This window comes from Frankia sp. AgB32, from assembly GCF_023243045.1.
Taxonomy (GTDB): domain Bacteria; phylum Actinomycetota; class Actinomycetes; order Frankiales; family Frankiaceae; genus Frankia.
Genome location: NZ_JALKFX010000022.1, coordinates 36,537 through 56,699, shown reverse-complemented (window position 1 = coordinate 56,699; position 20,163 = coordinate 36,537). Strand labels below are relative to the sequence as shown.

Here is a 20,163-nt window from a genome sequence, read left to right as displayed (position 1 = left end):
CCAGCGCAGATGGGAGGCCACACCGTCCGGATCGACGATGCAGGTCGGCAGGTCGTCGGCGTTGACGGTCAGGCGGGTGACGCCACCGGCGGGATCGACGATCTCGGTCGGGGTGCGTAATGCGGCGGCGTAGGTCCAGCGGGTCTCGTGCCCGCCTGCGTCAGTATGCGCCAGCAACCGACCGGCGGCGTCCCAGGTGAAGGCTTCGTCGAAGTCCTCGGGGCCCGTCCGCCGGATGAGGTTACCGACGGTGTCATACTCCATGGACCAGCGCGCACCAGAACGCTCCCGAACACCGACCAGCCGGCCGGCCGCGTCGAAGCTCCGGTGCATCGCGTGGTCGGCATCATCAACGACGGCCGTGAGCCGGCCGGCCTGGTCGTGCTGGTAGCTGTTGATCGCGCCGCCCGATTCGTCGCTGACGATCGTGCGGTAACCGCCTGAGTAGCTGAACCGCGTCAGCCTCCCCTCGGGGGAGCGCTGGCTGATGACACGGCCTGCCTCGTCATAGTGGGTCTGGACCAGCTCGACACCGTCGGCATCCACGATCCCGAGCAACAGGCCGGCCTGCGCCCGGTAGGTTCGCGTGCCGCTTGGCCCCGCCGCTGGCCTCGATCAGGTTCGCCGTATCGTCATAGCGGTAGCGCACCGACCGGCCGTCGCTGGTGCGGACCCCGACGATGAGCTCCCGGCTGGTGTCCCAGTCCAGCGTCAGATACCGGCCCGAGCGTAGTTCCGACATCCGGACGAGCCGCTCGTTTTCCCAGTCGAGCACACAGGCGCGGGGACCGGACTCGATCCGGACCGGCCGGCCCGCCGGGTCGTACCACCAGCTCTCTTCGGAAGCCTGCCCGGCATCACGCACAAAACGGAAGCCTCCGGCCGCCGCTGCGTAAGCCGTCGGCCCGCGGGCCGGTGCCGTTGGCTGGTCAGATTCAGATTCGGGTTCGGCGGCGGGTGCGATCCCATTGGGGCTTCCCTCCGCCAAACCGGAGGGGGCGGCAGCTACGGCATAGAGGATGGCGCCCAGTAGCGGCATCGGGGAGGGATGGCCCGCGGTCGGGCGCCGCACCAGGCATTCCGCGCCGTCCGGCGACCGCCACCGCACGACGTCCGCTGTGAGGTCGAGGGCGGCGTCGGCCCAGCAGCTCCAGCCCAGACCAAGCGCACCGCGGTCGGCTAAGGCTCGTGAGTTGTAGGTACGCTGCCAGCCCAGGCCGGCCGCTCTCCCCGGCATCGGCAGGTCCAGCTCGGACTCGACGAGGTTGCCGTTGGCCGTGCACACCGGGTCCTCGGCGAAACCGCTGTCCAACGGACGGCCCCGAAGCTCCGGGGCATCCACCGTCAATTCTGTTGAGGGCAAGGCGCCCACACCAGCTTTGATCAGCGCGGCAGCAATCATGGTATCGCTGATCGTGACTATTCCGGCCGCTGTTCCTGGGGAATCGCTGTCCGCTGCGACAAAGGCCCCCCTGACACTGTCGACGAAACGCTCACGCTCCTGGGCGTCGGTCAGGTGGGTGGACAACTTCGCCCACAGGTCCGGATGGCTCAACGTATACTGTGAACCAATCCCCGACAGCACCGAGTCGTAGAGGCCCTGCACGGAGGAGACCGCGCTTGACAACTCGGTCCGTGCCGTTGCGGCGTCTGTGACGAATGTCTGCAGATCGTCCGGGTCAGCCGCGCTGGTGGCCACCAGTTAGCCGGCCGAGCAACAAGGAACGAGCAGGTCTCTCAAGCAAGGTGTCACCGCTATGCCTCCAACGGCTCAGGTCAGGATGATCACCGGCTGTCGTGGTCGACCCGTAACAGCGGTCCATTTTGTACCACAAATCGGCTATTCATCACAAAAGGCCAGGTGAGCGAGCTCATTGAGATGATTCACTCGAGGCTGTGATGCCGTCGGCTGGTACCAGGCCGGCGATGGTCAAGCTCGGTCATGGGCCGGGCCGCCGTTTCGGGCGAAGCTACCGACTATTCGCAGGCCGCCGCCGCGCCGAAGAGCCCGAGCAGTTGCCAGCTCGGGCGGCGACGGGTGGTCCGCGCTGATGGTGACCCTTGGAGCTGACGCGCAGGCTCGGCCGCGGACTGGACGCGGCTGACCTGGCGGTGATGGACCCGGATGAACTGGCGGCGGTCGTCAGCGTGCAGCCGGGGCTGCACCGTTTTCCCGCCGCGATGGCGGGTCAGACGCAGAAGCTCCGCCAGATCATCATCGACAGCTACTGCGGTGACGCCGCGCGGGTGCGGATGCGCTCAAGGCTCGCGCGGTCGCCGAGCACATCCCGACGTCGGCCCTGGTTCGTCGCATCCTGTCCCGCGCGGTGGAGAGCCGTGACACGCCTGTGATGACCGAGGATCAGGTTGAGGCGATCGTGCGCAGGGTCCTGCGGGAGTCCGCGTAGAGCTCCTCCGCTCCTTGCTTGTCCGACTTGTTGCGATCAACAAATTCCTCTGGAGCGGGCGTTCGCCGCTCCCCATGAGCTGACCCGGCGTCTCGGGCAGCCGTTGGATGCGGAGGAGTTGGCGAAGTACGACCCCGACGCGCTGGGCGCGATCTTCTCGCAGGTGCCGGCGCTGCACCGCTTCCCCGGTTCGATGGCCAAGCGGGTGCAGGCCATGTGCCAGCTCATCGTGGACACCTACGACGGTGACGCGGCTCGCGTGTGGACGACCGCGGCCGACGGCAAGGAACTGCTCAAGCGGGTGGCGGCGCTGCCGGGGTTCGGGCAGCAGAAGGCCAAGATTTTTGTGGCGCTGCTGGCCAAGCAGCTTGGCGTGACCCCGCCGGGGTGGCGGGAGGCGTCCGCGCCGTTCGGGGACGAGGGCACGTTCCGCTCCATCGCGGACATCACCGACGTCTCCACCCGTGACCAGGTCCGGGAGTACAAGAAAGCGATGAAGGCCGCCGCCAAGGCGGGAGGCGCCTGACGCCGCGACGAAGGGCGGGGTCTGAGGCCGTCGGCCGGCCGAGCCGGATCACGAGGGCTTATGGGCCAGGTCATAGGCGAAACTGACGGCCTGAGTCAGCCAAGGAGGCGGCCAGCGACCAGATCCCGGTCGAGTCGATGGAATGCGTTGCCGATGACCGCCAGCTCAACGGAGCCCGTATCGGCGTGCAGTGTCTCGGCGCTCGACACGATCGGCCGGACCTCGACCGCGTTCGCGGCGACCGCCGCGGAGCGCACGACCTCGATCATGTCCGCTTCCTGGTCGACGGCCCATACGTCGCGAAACCATCGGCGCAACGGGAACGTGAGCTGGCCCGTCCCGCACGCCAGATCCAGCAGCCTGCCGCACCCGGATGGCCCGGTACGCCGGACGAGATCGTCGACCAATGCCACGGGGTAGGGAATCCGCCGCGTTACGGCTGGATGAGATCGAAGATTGCTGGCTTGCTCGAATATTCGATGTCGCATACGGAAGGACGACTTTCCTAGATTGTCACTATTGTAATGAGATCTTCGAGGCCGGCCAGGTCGGCGGCGTTGCGGGTATAAACGCTGGCTCCGTGTGCGTGCGCCGTTGCCGCGATCAGCAGGTCCATCGTCCGTGCCCGTGGCTGGCGGCCGATTTCGACGACTCGGGCGGCCAGTCGTCCATAGCTGTCGGCGACGGCGTCGTCCACCGGGAGAGGGGCGAACCTTCGTTGGAGTGCACTGAGCCGGGCGAGTCGGTTCGCGCGGGCCTCGGGTGTCCTGGCGACGAGAACACCGAACTGGAGTTCGGCGATGCTGATGACGCTGACTGCCAGTTCGCCGGGGATCGGGAGGACGTCCGTGGCCACCAGTACGCTTGTGTCGAGGACACCCCGATTCATCGATCTTCCCAAGGGTCCGTCACGGTGCTGTCGACGAGTTCGCGATCGGCGGCCCAGTCGGCGTCGGCCGGCAGGGCGAAGACCTCGGTGAGATCGTCCCAACGCCGCCACGCGCGTGGGGCCACTGGGCCTAGAACGGCTGCCGGCCGGCCGGAGACCGTGATGGTCAGTCGCTCGCCGGCCTGGGCCCGCCTCACCAGCTCGCTCGCGTTCTGCCGCACCTCACGCAGTCCTATCTCGTCCACGCTCCCAGGATAGCACTTGTGCTACCCGGGCTCGGTCGTCCGCTCGACGCCGCTGACCTGGCTGCCATGGAGATGGTGGGGAGCCGTGACGCGCCCGCGATGACCGCGGACCAGTTGAGGAGATCGTGCGCAGGGGCCCCGCGGGAGTCCGCGCAGAGATCTCTGCGCGCTCCTTGTCTGTCCGACTTGTTGCGACCAGCAGATCCCGTTGGAGCGCGCGTTCGCGGCCCCGCTGGAGCTGACGCGGCGGCTCGGCCGTTCGTTGGACGCGGCCGACCTGGCGGGGATGGATCCGGACGAGTCGGCCGCGGTCTCTCCGTCCAGCTCGCGTTGCACCGCTTCCCGGCGGCGATGGCGCAGCGGACCCAGTAGCTCTGTCAGATCGTCATCGACAGCTACGACGGTGACGCCGCGCGGGTGTGGACGGCTGCCGTGGATGGCGAGGATCTGCTGAAGCGGGTCGCGGCGCTGGCCTGGCTTCGGAGTGCAGAAGGGCGCTCTTGGCGACCAGCCCGGGCCTGTCGGTTAGCGGTCGCGCGGGGGCTATTCATCCGCTCCCGTACTGGCCGACCTCTCCTGCCGATCAAGGTGTACCGACCCGCGGATATGGAGCAGGCCGGCGATGACCATATGGATCAGTAGTTCGTAGCTGGCGTCGGTGTCCTCGGCCAGCTGGAACCCGCCGGCGGTCTGCAGCGCGGCAAAGCCGTGGGCCGCGGCGCGGATGGACCGGGCGGCGTGGATCGCCTCGGGGCCGTCGAGCTGGTAGGCGCCGAGCACCGCGAGGATCACGTCGACGACTCGGGTCCCCGCGGTGGCCAGGTCCGGATCGGAGACTGGGTGCTGCGGCAGTGCCGCGTACCGGTTCGGGTGCTCGAGCGCGTAGGTGCGGTATGCGAGCATCAGCTGGCGTAGGGCGTCGTCATGACTGCGCCCCAGGACGGCCGCGGTCAGCCGGTCCGCCAGCTCACTCATCGACCGCACCGCGATCAGCCGACGCAGCTCGCCAAGACCGTCGATGTGCTTGTAAAGCGAGGGGGCTGCGACTCCGACGCGGACGGCAACCGCGGCCAGGGTCAACGCGTCCAGTCCGACATCGTCCACCAGCTCGATGGCCACGTCCACGACGGCGTCGGAGGACAGCCCAACTCTCGGCATTTTAGACATCTACCAGGAACTTGAGGACCGCTGCCGCGGTCGCGTCCGGCATGTCGGCGTGTGGGTAATGGCCCGATCCTTCGATGAGCTTGACGATGCCGGTCGGTGCCAGCATCTCGGCGACGAGGTTCGCCTCGGCCGCCGGATCGGGCGTCTCGGCGTCCCTGGTACCCATCACGATCAGCGTCGGGCAGCGTACGTCGAGGTACCGCAGCCGCACCCCGGCCAACGCCCCGGCGATCTGTGCGCGCAGCGCGGCCAGCCGCCCCGGCTCACGCAGGTTCGTCCTCAGGTCCTTGACGTACTGGTCGAAGTCGTCTGGCCTCGTGGTCGGGTACAACGACCGGTAGTACATCCCCCACAGGGCGGCGCTCCTGGCGACCAGCCTCGCGGCGGGCTTCATCCAGGCCTTGACCGAGCTCTCCCCAGAAGATGTCGCGATCAGCACCAACCCGCTCACATCGTCGGGTGACTCCGCCGCAGCCCATGCCGCCGCCGCACAGGCGATGGAGTGGCTTATGACCACAGCAGGGCTGTCAAAGTACCGGATGAGCGCGACCAGGTCCGCACCAGTCGACTCGACCCGGTAGTCCGGCCAGCCGGCGCTCGACTCGCCGTAGCCGCGCATGTCCACCGAGGCGACCCGGTACCCCGCCGCCGCCAGCCTCGGTACGAGGAAGCGGAACGTCCGCCGGGTGTCACCCATGCCGTGCAGGCAGACGACCAGTCGTCCGTCGGTCGGGCCGGTCACGTCATAGGCGATGCGCCCGTCCGGCAGTTCCAGGTACTCGGTTCCCATGGCAAGCTCCCATGACAAGCTCCGATATTGTAAGTAGCCAGGAGGCTATGCATCTTAGCTATCGGCGTCAAGTGTTCCTGGATCTCGATGGGACCGCTGGATCACGGCGCCGGATCATGGCGCCAGCGCTCCTGGGACGCGCGCGGTCGGCTGACCGCCAGTCCTGTTCTTCCACGAGTGTCAGGCTCCGGGCTCATCCGAACCTGATCGGAAGATTCCTGGAAGCACTCCTCGGATGGATGCCAAATCTGGCGCCTCGTAGGTGCCCCGTGTTTGCAGCGTGCGTTGTCTGCCGGCGCGGTTCACCCAGATGACCGAGATGCCGGGCGAGGCGGCGTCAGGAAGGGTTCAGGCGGACAGGTGGCCGCCGAGACGGAATCGCTCGGCGAACGCGGTCATCTCGTGTCGCTGCTCGGCCGGGTCGGTGGAAGCGGCGGCAACGACCACACGTGTGACGCCCTGCGCGGCAAGCATCTCGACACTTTCCGGGGTCATGTCGATCGATCCCCATCGCGTGTACTCCACGGAGTTCGGGTCGCGACCGGCCTCGATGGCCGTGGATCTGGCGAGGCCCAGCCGGAGGTCGCGGAGGTCGCGGAGGTCGCGTTCATCGGGAGCGAGCGCGCCGCCAGGAAAGTAGCCGTCGCCTCGCTGCCCGGCGCGGCGTGCCGCCGCCAGACTTGATCCGCCTATGTGGATGGGAAGATGGGTGGAGCCATGGGGCTTCGGAAAACTGCACAGGGCGTCGAAGTCGAAGAACTCGCCATGGAAGCTCACCCCTTCGTCGCCGCCTTCCCAGAGCAGCCGCAACACATCGATTGCCTCGTCAGCGCGGCGACCGCGAGTGCTGAAATCCACGCCCATGGCCCGGGCCTCACCCCGCAGGGTTCCAAGCCCCACGGTCAACAGCCGCATCCGCCCCTTGGAGAGAACATCAATCGTGGCCAGGCGCTTGGCGAGGATGACGGGGTGGTGATAGGGCAGGAGCAGCACGCCCGTGCCAAGCAGAATCCGGTCCGTGGCGGCGGCGACGAAGCTCAGAAAATCGAGCGGATCGGCGTAGGGCGACGACGGTGGCATTTCGACCGGCCCGATCGCCGCGCCAGGATACAGCACGATGTGCTCCGGCAGGTACAGCGCTTCGAAGCCGCATTCCTCGGCGTGTCGTGCATATGCGATTATCCGATCCGGGTCGACTCCGTAGTAGGGAGTGATGTAACTGATCGCGAACTTCATCTCAATCGCCTCGCTGGCTGGTGTCCAAATTTTGCCGGCCCTCGCCGGTCGAGCGGGAAGGAATGTCAGACGTGGTGGATTCTGATACACCGCCGGCGGCCGCTGAACACGGTCGCGTCGCGGCCGCTTGGAAAATCTGGCTCTGCAGCTGTTGCCGAACAGAACAGAGCCGCTCGATGTACGAATCGACTTCGGCGAGCTTGCGTCGCAGTACCAGCAGCGAGTCCGGGCATACGTCTGCCGAGGTGTTACCGGCCCGCAGGCAGGCGACGAACGGGCGGATGTCGTCGAGGTCGAAACCCACCGCGAGCAGCGCCCGAATCTCGTGTACGACGCGCAACTCCTCCTCGTCGTACACGCGGTAGCCGCTGGCGGAACGCATCGGTCGCAGCAATCCGTGCGACTCGTAGTAGCGCAGCGCGCGGGCACTCGTGCCGGCCCGGGTCGCCAGTTCGCCGATCAGCATCCCGCCTCCCTCGGTCGGCTCAGTGAAGACGCTAAACCTTGTCGTCGGCGTGAAGGCAAGCAGCGCTCGCCCACGAACGCCGCCGACTCCGTCCTTCAGAGACCATCAGGGACCGGTAGATCCCGCTGGCGCGGGCGTTCGCCGCTCTCTCCCGGATGCTGGCGCTGCACCTTCCCGGGGTTCGATGACCAAGCGGGTGTAGCCGATGTGTCAGCTCAGTTGCTGGACGACTCGTTGTTCCTGGCCGCGCGGTGGCGGGCAGCCGGCAGCCCCGTCGAGCTGGAGGTGGTGGCCGGGGCGATGCACGGGTTCACTCTTTTCCGCTTACGGTCACGGAACGGGAGCTGCGCTGGCAGAACGAGTTCCTGTCGCGGGTGGGAGGCGTTGCCGTAGCGTCGTTTACGTGACGCGCACCGATCGCCTCTACGCGCTGGTGGAGGAGCTGCGGGCGGTGGCGCCGCGGCCGTTGACGGTGGCGGCGCTCGCCCGGCGGCTGGAGGTCGGCGAGCGCACCGTCCAACGCGACCTGAAGGCGCTGACCGAGACCGGAGTACCCGTCTACAGCGTTACCGGCCGTGGCGGGGGTACTGCCGGCCTGCTCACCGCCCAGGGCCGTTGGTACCTCCTGGCCTGGTGCCGCGCGCGGAACGCGCCGCGGGGATTCAGGTTCGACCGCATCCAGGCCGCTGTCCCGATGGGAGAAGCCGCACCCCAGCGTGAGCTGGCGGACATGCTCGGATCCGCCGCCGCGGGCGCCGCCCCACCGCCCGCGATCGACTCCCTCGTCCCTGGGGCGGGCTCGCCCTGGCCGCTGTCGGTGGCACCCTGAGCCTGATCTCCGGCAACTCGCCGCTGCGGGGGGCGGTGCGTCAGGTCGTGGTCGGCGGTCTCGCCGCCATCGCCGCTTTCGGCATCGGCGGCCTGCTCGGCGTCAACGCCAACCAGGGGAGACGTCCCCAGGGCGACGAGCCGTAGCGCTGAGGCATGGTCCCGAGGGATCGAAGGCCCGCAACCGCAAGATCGAGGTCCGGCCGTTCCGACGTCCAGGGGGCGATCACCCACGCCCATCGGGAGGAGGGGGTGGGTGATCGCCGCCCGGGAAAGGCCACGACGACGCCTCCTGTACCGGCGGCTCCGCCATCTGCGGTAAATGTCGGGGTTCAGTTGCGACCACCGTTCACTCGGTGTATTCGCGATCCGTGCGCAGTGTGTGTACCGCCGGCAATTCTCGTCGCTGATTCACGGGAATCCCGGCTGGCCCGGTCTACGGTACGGTCGGCCCCGAGCAGGTCGACCTAATTCCATGGGGGCACGGGGAAATGCACATTCGTAACGCGGCGTGTCGGCTACGGGGGGCCACCCGATTCAAACGGATCGTCACACTCGCGAGTGTCGCGTTGGTGGTGTGCGTAGCGGTAGGTGGGGCGGCCGATGCGGCGACACCCGTCGTCCGTGCCGGAGCGCTCAAACTGATCACGAAGAGGGCCGCGACCGGGGTCCAGGGCGCCACGTTCGGCTGGAACTACACGGCTCCCAACAAGGGTGCGGTTCCCGGCACGATCAACATCGATGTCCCGGCGGGGTTCTCGGCACCCCAGACCGGCGCGCCCGCGGGGGCGGGCTACCTGAGCGCGACGACCACCTGCGCCCAGTTCCAGATCACCGGGACCGCCGCCCAGGCTGACGGTTCGACGATGGTCACCATCGCGTCGAACTGCTCCGCGGGGAACACCGCGGTCATCACCTACGGCAATGTCACCGGGCCGGAAACGCCGGGCAGCTACGTGTTCGCCGCGAGTTTCACGCCGGTCGGGGCAGCGCCGATTCCCTTCGCGGCCGCGGACACCATCACGATCAAGGTCGGCCCGCTGGCCAGCCTGTCGCTCAGCCCGGCGTCGGCGACGATCGCTCCCGGGGCGAGCCAGGCATACACCGTCACGGGCTTCGACGCCTTCGGCAACGCCCTCGGCTCGACGCTCGCCGGCACCAACTACAAGATCATACCGGATGGCAGGTGCACCAGGGCGGTCTGCACTGCCACCAAGCCGGGCGCCCACACCGTCACCGCCACCGCCCGGGGGATCAGCGCGACCGCGACGCTGACCGTCAGCGGCTCCACGACGGACAGCGCGGATCTCGCCGTGACCCAGTCGGTCTCCACCACCACGCCGACCTACTACACCAACGTCACCTTCAGCACGACGGTGACGAACACCAGCGACGTCACGGCGTCGGCCGGGGTCGCCGTGCACGTCGCGGTGCCGGCCGGACTGGTGTCGCCGCAGGTGACCCCGTCGGGCTCCACCGCCTTCGACCAGTCGAGCGGCACGTGGACGGTGGGCGGCCTCGCCCCCACGGCCAGCGCCACCCTGACGATCAGCGGCCTCGCCGGTGACGTGGCTCTGGGCGCCCAGACCGTCACCGCGACCGCGACGTCGACCACCGACGACCCGAACCCGGCCAGCAACACGGCCTCGGTGGACGAGACCTCCCAGCCGGCGCCGGTCGCCGTGGTGATCACCCCTGGGCCCGGCAACCCCAGCGTCATCGACATCAGCTCAGCCGGCACCGCGAGCTGGACGGCGTCGTTCGTCAACGCCGCGAACCAGGCGGCTCCCGCGCCAGTCGGGGGCTACTTCTGGGCCTGTGACACGGCAAGTGGGAATCCGTGCCCGCCCGTTCCGGCTCTCGTCCACTCACCGGACACGCCGCCAGTCATCACCTTCACGACAAGCGACCTCCAGATCGACAGCTACACCCTGTCGGCAATTTTCGTGCCCCGTGAATCCGCCGAGAACAAAGCCAACTACGTCCAGGAGCAGGTCTCCTCCACCGTCAGCTTCGTGACGACCAACAGCGGCGGCAACTAGGCCCGTGGCCGGGGTTCGCAGCCCAGCACGACGGGCCCGCGAACCCCGGATCAGGCGTCTCGGCGTCTCCTCACCGGGGGCGCGGCGGACGGCTCGCTGCCCCGACCGGACCCACGGTCACGCCGGCGAGGCGGCGCAGGCGGTATCTGAGGTGCTGTTGCTCGGCGAGGTTGACGGTGGCGGCGATGGCTCGTCGGTAGGCCCTCGCTGCCTCATCGGGCCTGCCGACCTGCTCGAGGAGATGGGCGCGCACCGCGTGGAGGCGGGGAAGCCCCGGGTGGTCGGCTTCCAACGCGTCGATCTGGGCGAGGGCGACGTCGACACCGTCGACCATGGCCTGGGCGACGATGCGGTTGAGGGCGATCGTGGGGTTGCGATGACCGGTCACGATTTCGAGAAGGCGGTAGAGCGCGAGGATCTCGACCCAGTCGGTCGCCGCGATGTCGGGGGCTTCGGCGTGCAGGGCCGCGATGCACGCCTGGATCAGGTACGGGCCGGGTTCGGCGCCCGGGGCGGCCTGGTCGACGAGCCCGATCCCCTCGCTGATCAGCTCCTGGTTCCACAGTGCCCGGTCCTGCTCGTCGAGCGAGATGAGGCGTCCGTCCGGACCCACCCGGGCCGGGTGGCGGGCCTCGGTGAGCAGCATCAGCGCCAGCAGCCCCGTGACCTCGGTGGACTCGGGGACGCCGCGGCGAAGGAGCCGCGCCAGGTGCATCGCCTCGACGGCGAGATCCGCGTCGCGGACAGGTGCGCCGGCGGTGGTGTGGTGCGCCTCGGAGAACATCACGTAGAGCACGTCGAGGACGGCGGTGACACTCTCGCCGGCGTGCCCGGGCGGTGGTAGCGGCCGGCCGAGCTCACCAAGGCGACGCCTGGCCCGGGTGATCCGCTGGGCGATGGTGCGTTCGGGAAGCTGGTAGGCGTTGGCGATCTGTGCGGTGCTCAGCCCGGCGACCGCGCGCAGGGTCAGCGCGACCTGCCCGGAACGGGGCAGCTCCGGGTGGCAGCACAGCCGCAGCACCAGCAGCGAGTCGTCCCGTTGGACGGCCTCCGGCGTCACCGGTGCCTGCAGCAACGCGGCGCGGGTCTCGCGATCCCGACGCCGGGCGTCACTGCGGGCGCGGTCGGCGTACCGGCGCCGGGCGGTCGCGACGAGCCAGCCCAGCGGGTCGTCGGGGAACTGCGCCGGCCACTGCTGGTGCGCCTGCATGAGCGCCTCCTGGACGGCGTCCTCACACAGGTCGAACCGCGCGCTGCCATAGCTGCGCAGCAACCGGGCGAGGGCCTGGCGCGCGAGCTCGCGCCACCGGCCCTCGCCGAGGTGTTCGGCTGTGATCATCCCTCGCCCAGGTCGGCGAACATCACCGGCCGAAGCTCGAGGGCCAGGCCGGGGATGGCGGCATCGGGGATCTGCTGGGCGAGCTCCAGCGCCCGGGCCTCGTCCTCGACGTCGAGAAGATAGAAGCCGCCCATGAACTCCTTGCTCTCGACGAACGGCCCGTCGGTCACCTCGGGCTGGCCGCCGGAGCTGCGCACGACCTTCGACTGGCTGGGGTCGGCGAGGGCCTGGGTCGCGATGAACTCGCCGCTCTCCTTGGTGGCGGCGATGAACGCGCCGTGCCCCTCCCCGATCTGCCGCTGCTGCTCCTCGGTGAGCTGCTCCAGCACGGCCGGGTCGATCTGCATGATGATCAGGTATTTCACGGTCTCCTCCTTGGTGCTGCGGCCGCCGGCGTGGCAACTCACCAGATGGTCGTCGCCGCCAGCGCCACCGCGACACGACGCGGCCAGAAATCCTCGCCGTCGTTGTCGCGCGGGGCACGTCGGCGACGACCACCCTGCACGCGACCGCGACAGGCGGGATGCCCACGCCCCAGGAGGTAGCCATGACACAGCGGGTCCGGGTCCACTGTTTCAACGTCAGCAAGGACGGGATCGGGGCAGGCGAGGGACAGAGCCTCGAGCGCCCGTTCGGCCAGCTGGACCCGGGCGACCTGTTCGCCTGGGCCGGGGCCACGGCCAGCTGGATCCGTCGGACGGAGCCTGGCGGCACCCGCGGGCTGGACGACTACATCGTCCGCGACTTCACCCGCGGCATCGGCGCCGAGATCATGGGACGCAACAAGTTCGGCCCCGTCCGCGGCCCCTGGCTGGACCACGAGTGGCAGGGCTGGTGGGGAGAAGAACCGCCCTTCCACACGCCGGTCTTCGTGCTCACGCATCACGTCCGACCGTCGTTCAGCCTGAGCGACACGACGTTCCACTTCCTCGACACCACGCCGCAGGAGGCGCTGAGGCAGGCGAAGGCCGCCGCCGGCGGTCTGGACGTGCGCATCGGCGGCGGCGTCACGACGATTCGCGAGTTCCTCGCCGCGGACCTGATCGACGAGATGCACATCGCCGTCGCCCCGCATGAACTCGGCTGCGGCCTGCGCCTCTGGGACAGCCCGGACGAGCTGACCGACCGCTTCCACCTGGAACGCGTCCCCCGCCCGAGCGGTTTCGTGCACCACTTCTTCTGGCGGCGATAGACGCGGGTGGCGGCACGACGGCGCTGTGGGTCCTGCCCGCTCGACGTCGGTCGGGCGGGACAGCCACCCATGGAGCCAGCGTGACGCACCGCGCCGACGATCAGGAACACCACCCTCGCGGGGACGGGCGGAAGTCAGGTCAGGATCCGACCCAGGAATATCAGGTAGGCGGGCTCGACTGGACCGGCGATCAGATGGTGGCGACCAGGACGTCCTCGCCGCTGGAGGGACGCAGGCCGTCGGTGCGGCCGCTGAAGTAGCGGGCGGCGAGCTCACGACCCGGCACGTGCCGGACATCCGCGAAGCCGGCTTCGCGGGCGAGCGTCAGCATCTCGTCCGGGGTGTAGAAGCTGACGAACGGGGTGCCGGCGGAGTGGGCGCCTGTCTTCGACGCGGCGAGCCCGGCGCGGTCGGCCTCGTCGAGCAGGTCGGCGGGCAGCAGAAACGTCATCGCCGCCGTCGACCCGGGGGCGAGCCCGGCGATCTGGCGCAGGGTGGCCGCGGTGACCTGCCTGCTCAGGTACATCGTGACGCCGGTGGAGACGATGACGGCCGGCCGACCGTCATCGAAGCCGGCGGCGGACAGGGGCGTCAGCCAGTCCCCGCTGGCCTCGAAGTCGACCGGGACCAGCCGCAGCCAGTCAGGGACGCCGTAGCCGAGGTCGGTCAGGCGCTCGCGCTTCCACGCCTGGGTGCGGGGTCGGTCGATCTCGAAGACCGTGAGACGGCCGGCGAGCTGTCCGTGGCGCTGCACGAAGGTGTCCAGGCCGGCCCCGAGGATGACGTACTGGGTGACACCGCGGTCGGCCTGCTCGGCGACCAGGTCCTCGACGAAGCGCGCGCGGGCCAGGATGGAGGCCCGGAACCCGCTGGTGAAACGCGGATCCATGTCCGGTCGGGAGCGCCAGTCGCCGTCCGGGGTGATCAGCCGCAGTCCGACCTCGTCGGCGAGCACATGCGGCGGAGCGTCGACCTGGACGTGCAGCGCCCGCCAGAGCGCGACGCGCACCGCCGTGTTGTCCGGCACGACCGTGCCGGCGGAGGCGCCGGCACTGGCCGGTACATCTCCGCTGCCGGGCGACCCGGTGCGCACCTGTGCGCCGGTGTTCTGGTTCGTCACCACTGCGTTCCTCTCCTTGTCAGCTTCCGGCGGGGGCCTGGATGTTCCACAGGCGCCCGTCGGGGTCGCGGACGGTCATCTCCCTGGTGCCGTAGTGGGTGTCCTCGAACGGCGTGACCACCTCGACCGCCGGGTCGGGCTGGAACCCCTCCACGGTGGGTGCTTTCAGCACGATCGACGTGCGGGGCTCCCGGTCCGCGGGGATTTCGGCGATGAACAGATACGGGCCGTCGCCGTTGCGGAGCTGGCCGGAGTTGTGGTCGGTCTCGAAGTCGAGCTCGAAACCCAGGGCCTGGAAAAACCGCGCGGACTTCCCCCAGTTGTGGGTCTCCAGGAAGACGGCTTCGATGCCTTCGGTCGCCATGTCAGCTCTCCGTTCCGGATGATTGCGGTGGCTGGTCGCGGGCGTCGTCGAGGTGGTCGCGCAGCGCTTGCGCGACCAGAGCTGACAGGGACATGCCCGACTCGATGGCATGGTGTTTGACCTGCTTGATCAGCCCGATCGGCAGGTACACGTTGAACTGTTTGACGTCTTCGTCGCCCACGGGGCAATGCTAGCATGCTAGCGCGGCGGCGCCAACACGGTTGCCGGAGCGGGACAGCTCGTCCCGGGACCGACGACAGACCGATTCCTGGTGAGGGCCACCGCGCGGTTCAGGACGGGCGGACCAGGCCGTGGGTGAAGGCATAGCGGACGGCCTCGGATCGGTCGCGCAGGCCGGCCTTGGCGAACAGGTTGTTGATGTGGGTTTTCACGGTCGCCTCGCTGACGAACAGCTCGCGCGCGATCGCCCGGTTGGACAGCCCCTCGCCGATGAGGACGAGCACCTCCCGCTCCCGCGGGGTCAGCTCCTGCGGCCCGGCTCCGGTCGCGCCGACAACACCGGCGGCCCTCGCCGGCATTGCCGGAGCCTGTGACGCCACCGCAGCCGACGGCGCGGTCGGTACGGGCGGTGCGACGGGGGAGGGCGGTGCGGTGACGGCGGCGATCAGGCGGGCCTGGACAGTGCGGTCGAGGACGGCCTGGCCGGCCGCGGCGGCGCGGATCGCGCGGGCGATGTCGTCGCGGCCGGAGTCCTTGGTGACGTAGCCGCGGGCGCCGGCGCCCAGGGCGGCCAGCACGGTCTCCTCGTCGGCGAAGGTGCTCAGCACGACGACGGCGACCTCCGGGTGGCGTTCGCCGATCATCCTGGTGGCCTCGACGCCGTCGGTGCCGGGCATCCGCAGGTCCATCAGGACGACGTCCGGCGCTGTCCGCGCGGCGGCGTCGACGGCTGCGGCGCCGTCCGCCGCGGTGGCCACCACGTCGATGTCCTCGAACAGCCCGAGCAGCGTGGCGAGCGCTTCGCGGATCGCTGTCTGGTCGTCCGCCACGACGACCCGGATCGGCCGCGCCGCGCCGGACGGGGAGGTTTCGGGCTGGTCGGGGGAGACCGTGCTCATGCGGGAATCGTGACGCAGACCCGCCAGCCGCGGCCGGACAGATGCTCCACGGGACCGCCGTCGGTGTGCGGGCCGGCGGTCGCGGTTCCGCCGAGCAGGGTGATCCGTTCCCGCATGCCGACCAGGCCCATTCCGCTGCCGGTGTCCGCGAGCGGGCGGTGCCCGTCGCGCGGCGCGCCGTTGACGATCTGGAGGTCGACGGCGTCCGGGGTGTAGGCGAGGATGATCTTCACGGGCGCGCCGGGCGCGTGCTTGTGGGCGTTGGTGAGTGCCTCCTGGGCGGCGCGGACCAGCGCCTGGGCGGTTCGGGTGTCGAGTTCGCGCGGCTGCCCGGTGATGGTGGGTGGGTCGGGATGGCCGGCGGAGCGGGTCATGGCCGTCAGGGTCTCAGCGAGGGGCAGGGTGTCCTCGCGCAGGGCGGTGACCGTCCGGCGGGCCTCGACGAGGCTTTCCCGCACGAGGCTCTGCGCTCGCCGGGTGGCGCCCCGGGCCTGGTCGAGCTCGCCGTGTTCCAGCAGCGCGTCGGCCATCTCCAGCTGCATGTTGATGCCGGCCAGCGAGTGGGCGAGCACGTCGTGGACGTCGCGGGCGATCCGGCCGCGCTCGGCCAGCACGGCCTCCCGGGCCTCCGCGCGGGCGGCCCGTTCGGCCGATTCGGAGGCGGCGAGCGCCGCGGTGATCGCGGCCTGCCGGCTGCGGTTCACCATCCCCAGCGGCGCGGCGAACCCGCTGGCCGCCCCGACGTACCAGGGGATGTCGAGATGCGCGGGGCCGAGCTGGAACAGGAGCACCCCGCCGGACAGGACGCTGCACAGCACGGCGATCGGCACCGCCCGGTCGGACGGGAAGCGGTAGCCGGCGTGCCCGGCGATGCAGTAGCCGAACATCGGAGCGAAGCCGCTGCCGCTGACGGCGATCAGCGCGGCCGCGGCGGCGGCGCCCACGACGAGCAGCGCGATCCGGGGCCGGGCCGGGAGGACCGAGGCCGGCAGGTGCCGCGACGCCAGCACCACACAGTTGACGACGAGCAGCGCGACGGTGACCGTGGCCCGCGCGCCCGTCAGCCCGGACGGGACGACCGGCGCCGCCACCAGGATGAGGACAGCTGTGGTCGCGTAGCGCACGCTCGGGTTGTCGATCTGGGCCGAGGTCGCCCCCCGCCGCTCGGCTGGCGGGGCGGCGGGGAGCGGCACGCGCTGACGATAGCTGCCGGAAAGAGAAGGCATGTCGCTGGCGCGTCACACGCGGGCGAGCTCGGGCCGGGCGGACCGGCTCTCGGCGGCCGCGCGGATGACGATCGTCCCGATCCGGGTGGCGACCTCCGCGAAGGCCATCAGGAGCAGGGCGGTGACCCAGGCCTGCTCGGTAGTGATGTCGTGGGCCGCGCTGAACCGGGCGAGCGTCGCCCCGCCCCCGTGGCTGGCCCAGATCTGGAAGACGAGCCGACCGCCCATGCCGACCAGCCAGAGGACGACCGCGGTCGCGCCGGCCCGGGCGAGCGGGTGGGTGCCGTCGTGGCGAACCCGGGTGGCAAGGCCACCGGTGACACCCAGGACGGTGCCGACGAGCGTGAACAGGGCGATGAGAACGAGGTCGTTCCCGGCGGTGGGGACGGAGTGCAGGTACGTGTGCGCGCTCCAGCTGACGATGCCGAGCGGCAGCAGCACGAACCGAAGGTCCACCCGGGCCTCCCGAACCTGCCGGAGGACAACCAGGATGAGCACGATGTCGAGGATCCAGTCTGTCGTCGTCATGGATCCAGCATCGTGATCTAGGAAGTCGGTCGCCTCGGCCCACGGGTGGAGACCGGGTGGAGATCGCCGCCGGTAGGTGGCATCCACCCTCTGGACGGGGGCGGCGAGAGCCGTGCCTGTGCGTCATGTCACGCGGACGTGAGGGATGAAAAACAGGGGGTGCCGAGTTGTTACTTGTATGATGCAAACATACAGTCCTCGATCTGACGGGCTCACGGTGTCCAGTAGCGCGCCGGAGAGCCCGGTCGGGGCCTCGTTCGAGCACTTGCACTGACGGGCGGATGACGATGCGTGACATGGAACTATCGATCATGGAGACCGTCCGGCCCGCGACCGGCCAGGAGCCGGCGGACTGGCGGAACCAGCAGGTCGCCCACCTCGCGCAGGAGCTCTCGCGGATTCAGCGGACCCTTGGCCGCGCCCGTCGCCAGTACCTCGACACCGCCCGTCACGACGTGGAGCGAGCCGCGCAGGCCCTGATCTCGAGCCTGGCCGCCGGCGGCCCGATGCGGCTGGGCTCCCTCGCCGTCGCGGTGCAGTCAGACCCGTCGACGGTGAGCCGGCAGGTGTCCGGCCTGGTGCGCGACGGCTACGTCGAGCGGCGCGCGGACCCCGACGACGGCCGGGCCGTCGTGCTGGCCGTGACCGAGGCGGGCGAGCTGGTCTACCGCGAGTTCGTCCGCAACCGCGAGACGCACTACGCCGCGATGCTCTCCGGCTGGAGCAGCGAGGACATCGTCACCTTCGCCTCCCTGCTGAGCCGCTTCGACAACGAGTTCGAGAGACACCAGGCCAACTGGTCACAGCGAGCCGACGCGTCCGGCGCCCCGCCGACGCGGTCCGGCCGGTAACCAGCCACCGCCGCCCACCCCCGCTTCACGCCACCACCGCAAACACCTGGATGGCAGATGTCCACGCGATCAGCCAAGCACCTGCGGCGCGGGACCGACCGCGCCCATGACACCGTCCCGGCGCCCGCCGGATCCGGCGCTGCGGCGCCCGCCGCGCCCACCGGCCCGCTCACCCATCGCCAGACCCTGTCGATCATGGCTGCGCTCCTGCTCGGCCTGTTCCTCGCCTCCCTTGACCAGACGGTCGTCACCACCGCGATCCGCAGCATCGGCGACGACCTGCACGGCCTGTCGGTGCAGGCCTGGGTCACGACCGCCTTCCTGATCACGTCCACGATCTCGACGCCCCTCTACGGCAAGCTGTCCGACATCTACGGGCGCAAGCCGCTGTTCATGATCTCAATCTCGATCTTCATCGTCGGCTCCGCCCTGTGCGGGCTGGCGTCGAGCATGTACATGCTGGCCGGGTTCCGCGCCCTGCAGGGCCTCGGCGCCGGCGGGCTGATCGCGCTCGCGATGGCGATCCTCGCGGACATCCTCTCGCCGCAGGAACGCCCCCGGTACATGGGCTACTTCATGATGACCTTCGCGACGTCGAGCGTGCTCGGCCCGGTCGTCGGCGGTTTTCTCTCCGGCCAGGACTCGATCGCCGGGCTCTCCGGCTGGCGGTGGATCTTCTGGGTGAACGTGCCGATCGGCATCCTCACCCTGGTCGTCGTCCAGCGGGTGCTGCACCTTCCCCGCCGGCAGCGCAAGGAGACCCGGATCGACACCTGGGGAACCATCTCGATCATGCTCGCCGTCGTGCCGCTGCTGCTGGTCGCCGAGCGCGGCCGGGAGTGGGGCTGGGCCTCGCCAATGGCGCTGGCCTGCTACGTCGTCGGCGTGCTGGGGTTCGGCGCCTTCCTGGCCGCCGAACGGCGGATGGGCGACGACGCGCTGATCCCGCTGCGGCTGTTCCGCATCCGTACCTTCTCCGTCGGCTCCGCCATGTCCCTGATGGTGGGTCTCGGGATGTTCGGCGGGCTGGCCTGCATCCCGCTCTACCTGCAGATCGTCAAGGGCGCGTCGCCGACCAAGGCCGGGCTGCTGATGATCCCGCTCATGATCGGACTGATGGGCGCCTCGATGATGGCGGGGCAGATCACCTCGCGGACGGGCCGCTACCGGATCTTCCCGGTCATCGGGTCGGTCACCCTGGTCGTCGCGCTCGCGCTGCTGTCCTTCCTGCACGCCGACACGCCGCTGTGGCACACCGACCTGCTGATGCTGCTGTTCGGCATCGGGATCGGCCTGAACGCCCAGACCCTCCAGGTCGCGATGCAGAACAGTGTCGACCCCCGGGACATCGGGGTGGCCACCTCGTCGGGCACCTTCTTCCGCCAGATGGGCGGCACGCTCGGGACTGCGGTGTTCCTGTCGATCCTGTTCGGCGCCGCGTCCGACCGGATCGGCTCCGCGTACACCGCCGCCGGCAGCGACCCGGCGTTCACCTCGGCGGCCGCCGCCCATCCCGGCCAGGTGGCGCGGGTCAGCTCCGGCGGCTCGTTGAACGACACCGCCTTCCTGCACGGACTCGACAAGGCCATCGCCCACCCGTTCCTGACCGGCTTCTCGGACGCCCTGGACCTGGTGTTCATCGTCGCCGCCATCGTCATGGTGCTCGCCGTGCCGCTCGCGCTGCTGCTGCGGGAGGTGCCGCTGCGTACGGTCTCCGGCCTGGAGGCCAACCGCGCCGAGGCGGCCGCCCAGGCCGACGCGGCGGCCGCAGCCGAGAACGTGCTGATCGCGGCCGCGCGTGAGGACGAGCTGGAGCGCGCCGCCCAGGTGGCCCTGGGCGGCGCGGCCGCGCCGCCCGCCCCCCCGC

At 69.8% G+C, this 20,163-nt stretch carries 23 protein-coding genes; 7 read left to right on the top strand and 16 right to left on the bottom strand.

Features of this window, described 5'->3' with window-relative positions:
• Positions 1 to 505: 505 nt before the first annotated feature.
• On the bottom strand, positions 506 to 1,699 hold the full coding sequence (locus MXD60_RS09465; RefSeq protein ID WP_248818627.1) for a DUF6531 domain-containing protein: 1,194 nt from the start codon (positions 1,697 to 1,699) through the stop codon (positions 506 to 508).
• Between the two features lie 362 nt (positions 1,700 to 2,061).
• Between MXD60_RS09465 and MXD60_RS09460 the strand changes: the two genes are divergently transcribed.
• Positions 2,062 to 2,352, top strand: coding sequence for an HhH-GDP family DNA glycosylase (locus MXD60_RS09460; RefSeq protein WP_248818626.1), 291 nt, complete (start codon positions 2,062 to 2,064; stop codon positions 2,350 to 2,352).
• A 15-nt stretch (positions 2,353 to 2,367) separates the two neighbouring features.
• Entirely contained in the window at positions 2,368 to 2,934 is a 567-nt protein-coding gene (locus tag MXD60_RS09455; protein ID WP_308222414.1) for an HhH-GPD-type base excision DNA repair protein, read from the top strand.
• Positions 2,935 to 3,029: 95 nt separating this feature from the next.
• Here MXD60_RS09455 and MXD60_RS09450 read toward each other — a convergent pair whose 3' ends face one another.
• The 7 genes from MXD60_RS09450 to MXD60_RS09415 all read right to left on the bottom strand — a co-directional run bounded on the left by MXD60_RS09450 (position 3,030) and on the right by MXD60_RS09415 (position 7,727).
• Positions 3,030 to 3,422 (bottom strand): class I SAM-dependent methyltransferase, encoded by a 393-nt coding sequence (locus MXD60_RS09450; protein ID WP_248818625.1) that lies wholly within the window; start codon positions 3,420 to 3,422, stop codon positions 3,030 to 3,032.
• A gap of 17 nt (positions 3,423 to 3,439) precedes the next feature.
• Positions 3,440 to 3,823, bottom strand: coding sequence for a type II toxin-antitoxin system VapC family toxin (locus tag MXD60_RS09445; protein ID WP_283098072.1), 384 nt, complete (start codon positions 3,821 to 3,823; stop codon positions 3,440 to 3,442).
• Positions 3,820 to 4,068, bottom strand: a complete 249-nt coding sequence (locus tag MXD60_RS09440; RefSeq protein WP_248818623.1) for a type II toxin-antitoxin system Phd/YefM family antitoxin — start codon at positions 4,066 to 4,068, stop codon at positions 3,820 to 3,822. The genes MXD60_RS09445 and MXD60_RS09440 overlap by 4 nt, the downstream gene beginning before the upstream one ends.
• A 543-nt stretch (positions 4,069 to 4,611) precedes the next feature.
• Positions 4,612 to 5,226, bottom strand: a complete 615-nt coding sequence (locus tag MXD60_RS09430; RefSeq protein WP_248818622.1) for a TetR/AcrR family transcriptional regulator — start codon at positions 5,224 to 5,226, stop codon at positions 4,612 to 4,614.
• A 1-nt stretch (position 5,227) separates the two neighbouring features.
• Entirely contained in the window at positions 5,228 to 6,025 is a 798-nt protein-coding gene (locus MXD60_RS09425) for an alpha/beta fold hydrolase (RefSeq protein ID WP_248818621.1), read from the bottom strand.
• A 348-nt stretch (positions 6,026 to 6,373) separates the two neighbouring features.
• Positions 6,374 to 7,261 (bottom strand): LLM class F420-dependent oxidoreductase, encoded by an 888-nt coding sequence (locus MXD60_RS09420; protein WP_248818620.1) that lies wholly within the window; start codon positions 7,259 to 7,261, stop codon positions 6,374 to 6,376.
• Position 7,262: 1 nt separating this feature from the next.
• Entirely contained in the window at positions 7,263 to 7,727 is a 465-nt protein-coding gene (locus tag MXD60_RS09415) for a MerR family transcriptional regulator (RefSeq protein ID WP_248818619.1), read from the bottom strand.
• Between the two features lie 403 nt (positions 7,728 to 8,130).
• On the opposite strand from MXD60_RS09415, the gene MXD60_RS09410 reads away from it, so the two are divergent.
• Positions 8,131 to 8,556: a helix-turn-helix transcriptional regulator gene (locus MXD60_RS09410; RefSeq protein ID WP_248818618.1), complete on the top strand. Its 426-nt coding sequence runs from the start codon at positions 8,131 to 8,133 to the stop codon at positions 8,554 to 8,556.
• A 574-nt stretch (positions 8,557 to 9,130) separates the two neighbouring features.
• Positions 9,131 to 10,597, top strand: a complete 1,467-nt coding sequence (locus tag MXD60_RS09405) for a DUF11 domain-containing protein (protein WP_248818617.1) — start codon at positions 9,131 to 9,133, stop codon at positions 10,595 to 10,597.
• Positions 10,598 to 10,667: 70 nt separating this feature from the next.
• Here MXD60_RS09405 and MXD60_RS09400 read toward each other — a convergent pair whose 3' ends face one another.
• Complete coding sequence (locus tag MXD60_RS09400) at positions 10,668 to 11,936, bottom strand: RNA polymerase sigma factor (RefSeq protein ID WP_248818616.1); 1,269 nt, start codon at positions 11,934 to 11,936, stop codon at positions 10,668 to 10,670.
• Complete coding sequence (locus MXD60_RS09395; RefSeq protein ID WP_248818615.1) at positions 11,933 to 12,301, bottom strand: YciI family protein; 369 nt, start codon at positions 12,299 to 12,301, stop codon at positions 11,933 to 11,935. The genes MXD60_RS09400 and MXD60_RS09395 overlap by 4 nt, the downstream gene beginning before the upstream one ends.
• Before the next feature lie 182 nt (positions 12,302 to 12,483).
• Here MXD60_RS09395 and MXD60_RS09390 point away from each other — a divergent pair, with 182 nt between their 5' ends.
• Positions 12,484 to 13,128 carry a dihydrofolate reductase family protein gene (locus tag MXD60_RS09390; RefSeq protein ID WP_248818614.1) on the top strand — a complete coding sequence of 215 codons (645 nt, stop codon included), beginning with the start codon at positions 12,484 to 12,486 and terminating at the stop codon, positions 13,126 to 13,128.
• Positions 13,129 to 13,318: 190 nt separating this feature from the next.
• Here the strand turns inward: MXD60_RS09390 and MXD60_RS09385 are convergent, their stop codons facing one another.
• The 6 genes from MXD60_RS09385 to MXD60_RS09360 form a co-directional block, all read right to left on the bottom strand.
• Entirely contained in the window at positions 13,319 to 14,155 is an 837-nt protein-coding gene (locus MXD60_RS09385; RefSeq protein ID WP_248818635.1) for a class I SAM-dependent methyltransferase, read from the bottom strand.
• Positions 14,156 to 14,267: 112 nt separating this feature from the next.
• The gene (locus tag MXD60_RS09380; protein WP_248818613.1) at positions 14,268 to 14,612 is read right to left on the bottom strand and encodes a VOC family protein; all 345 of its coding nucleotides are present in this window, start codon (positions 14,610 to 14,612) and stop codon (positions 14,268 to 14,270) included.
• 1 nt (position 14,613) lies between these two features.
• The gene (locus MXD60_RS09375; protein WP_248818612.1) at positions 14,614 to 14,793 is read right to left on the bottom strand and encodes a ribbon-helix-helix domain-containing protein; all 180 of its coding nucleotides are present in this window, start codon (positions 14,791 to 14,793) and stop codon (positions 14,614 to 14,616) included.
• A 109-nt stretch (positions 14,794 to 14,902) separates the two neighbouring features.
• The gene (locus MXD60_RS09370) at positions 14,903 to 15,691 is read right to left on the bottom strand and encodes a response regulator transcription factor (protein ID WP_248818611.1); all 789 of its coding nucleotides are present in this window, start codon (positions 15,689 to 15,691) and stop codon (positions 14,903 to 14,905) included.
• Positions 15,688 to 16,917, bottom strand: coding sequence for a sensor histidine kinase (locus tag MXD60_RS09365; protein ID WP_248818610.1), 1,230 nt, complete (start codon positions 16,915 to 16,917; stop codon positions 15,688 to 15,690). The genes MXD60_RS09370 and MXD60_RS09365 overlap by 4 nt, the downstream gene beginning before the upstream one ends.
• A gap of 12 nt (positions 16,918 to 16,929) precedes the next feature.
• Positions 16,930 to 17,445 (bottom strand): hypothetical protein, encoded by a 516-nt coding sequence (locus tag MXD60_RS09360; protein ID WP_248818609.1) that lies wholly within the window; start codon positions 17,443 to 17,445, stop codon positions 16,930 to 16,932.
• 296 nt (positions 17,446 to 17,741) lie between these two features.
• On the opposite strand from MXD60_RS09360, the gene MXD60_RS09355 reads away from it, so the two are divergent.
• Together MXD60_RS09355 and MXD60_RS09350 are read left to right on the top strand one after the other, a co-directional pair.
• The gene (locus MXD60_RS09355; protein WP_248818608.1) at positions 17,742 to 18,296 is read left to right on the top strand and encodes a MarR family winged helix-turn-helix transcriptional regulator; all 555 of its coding nucleotides are present in this window, start codon (positions 17,742 to 17,744) and stop codon (positions 18,294 to 18,296) included.
• A gap of 57 nt (positions 18,297 to 18,353) precedes the next feature.
• Positions 18,354 to 20,163, top strand: a 1,810-nt coding sequence (locus MXD60_RS09350) for an MDR family MFS transporter (protein ID WP_248818607.1), incomplete at its 3' end; no start/stop codon positions are given.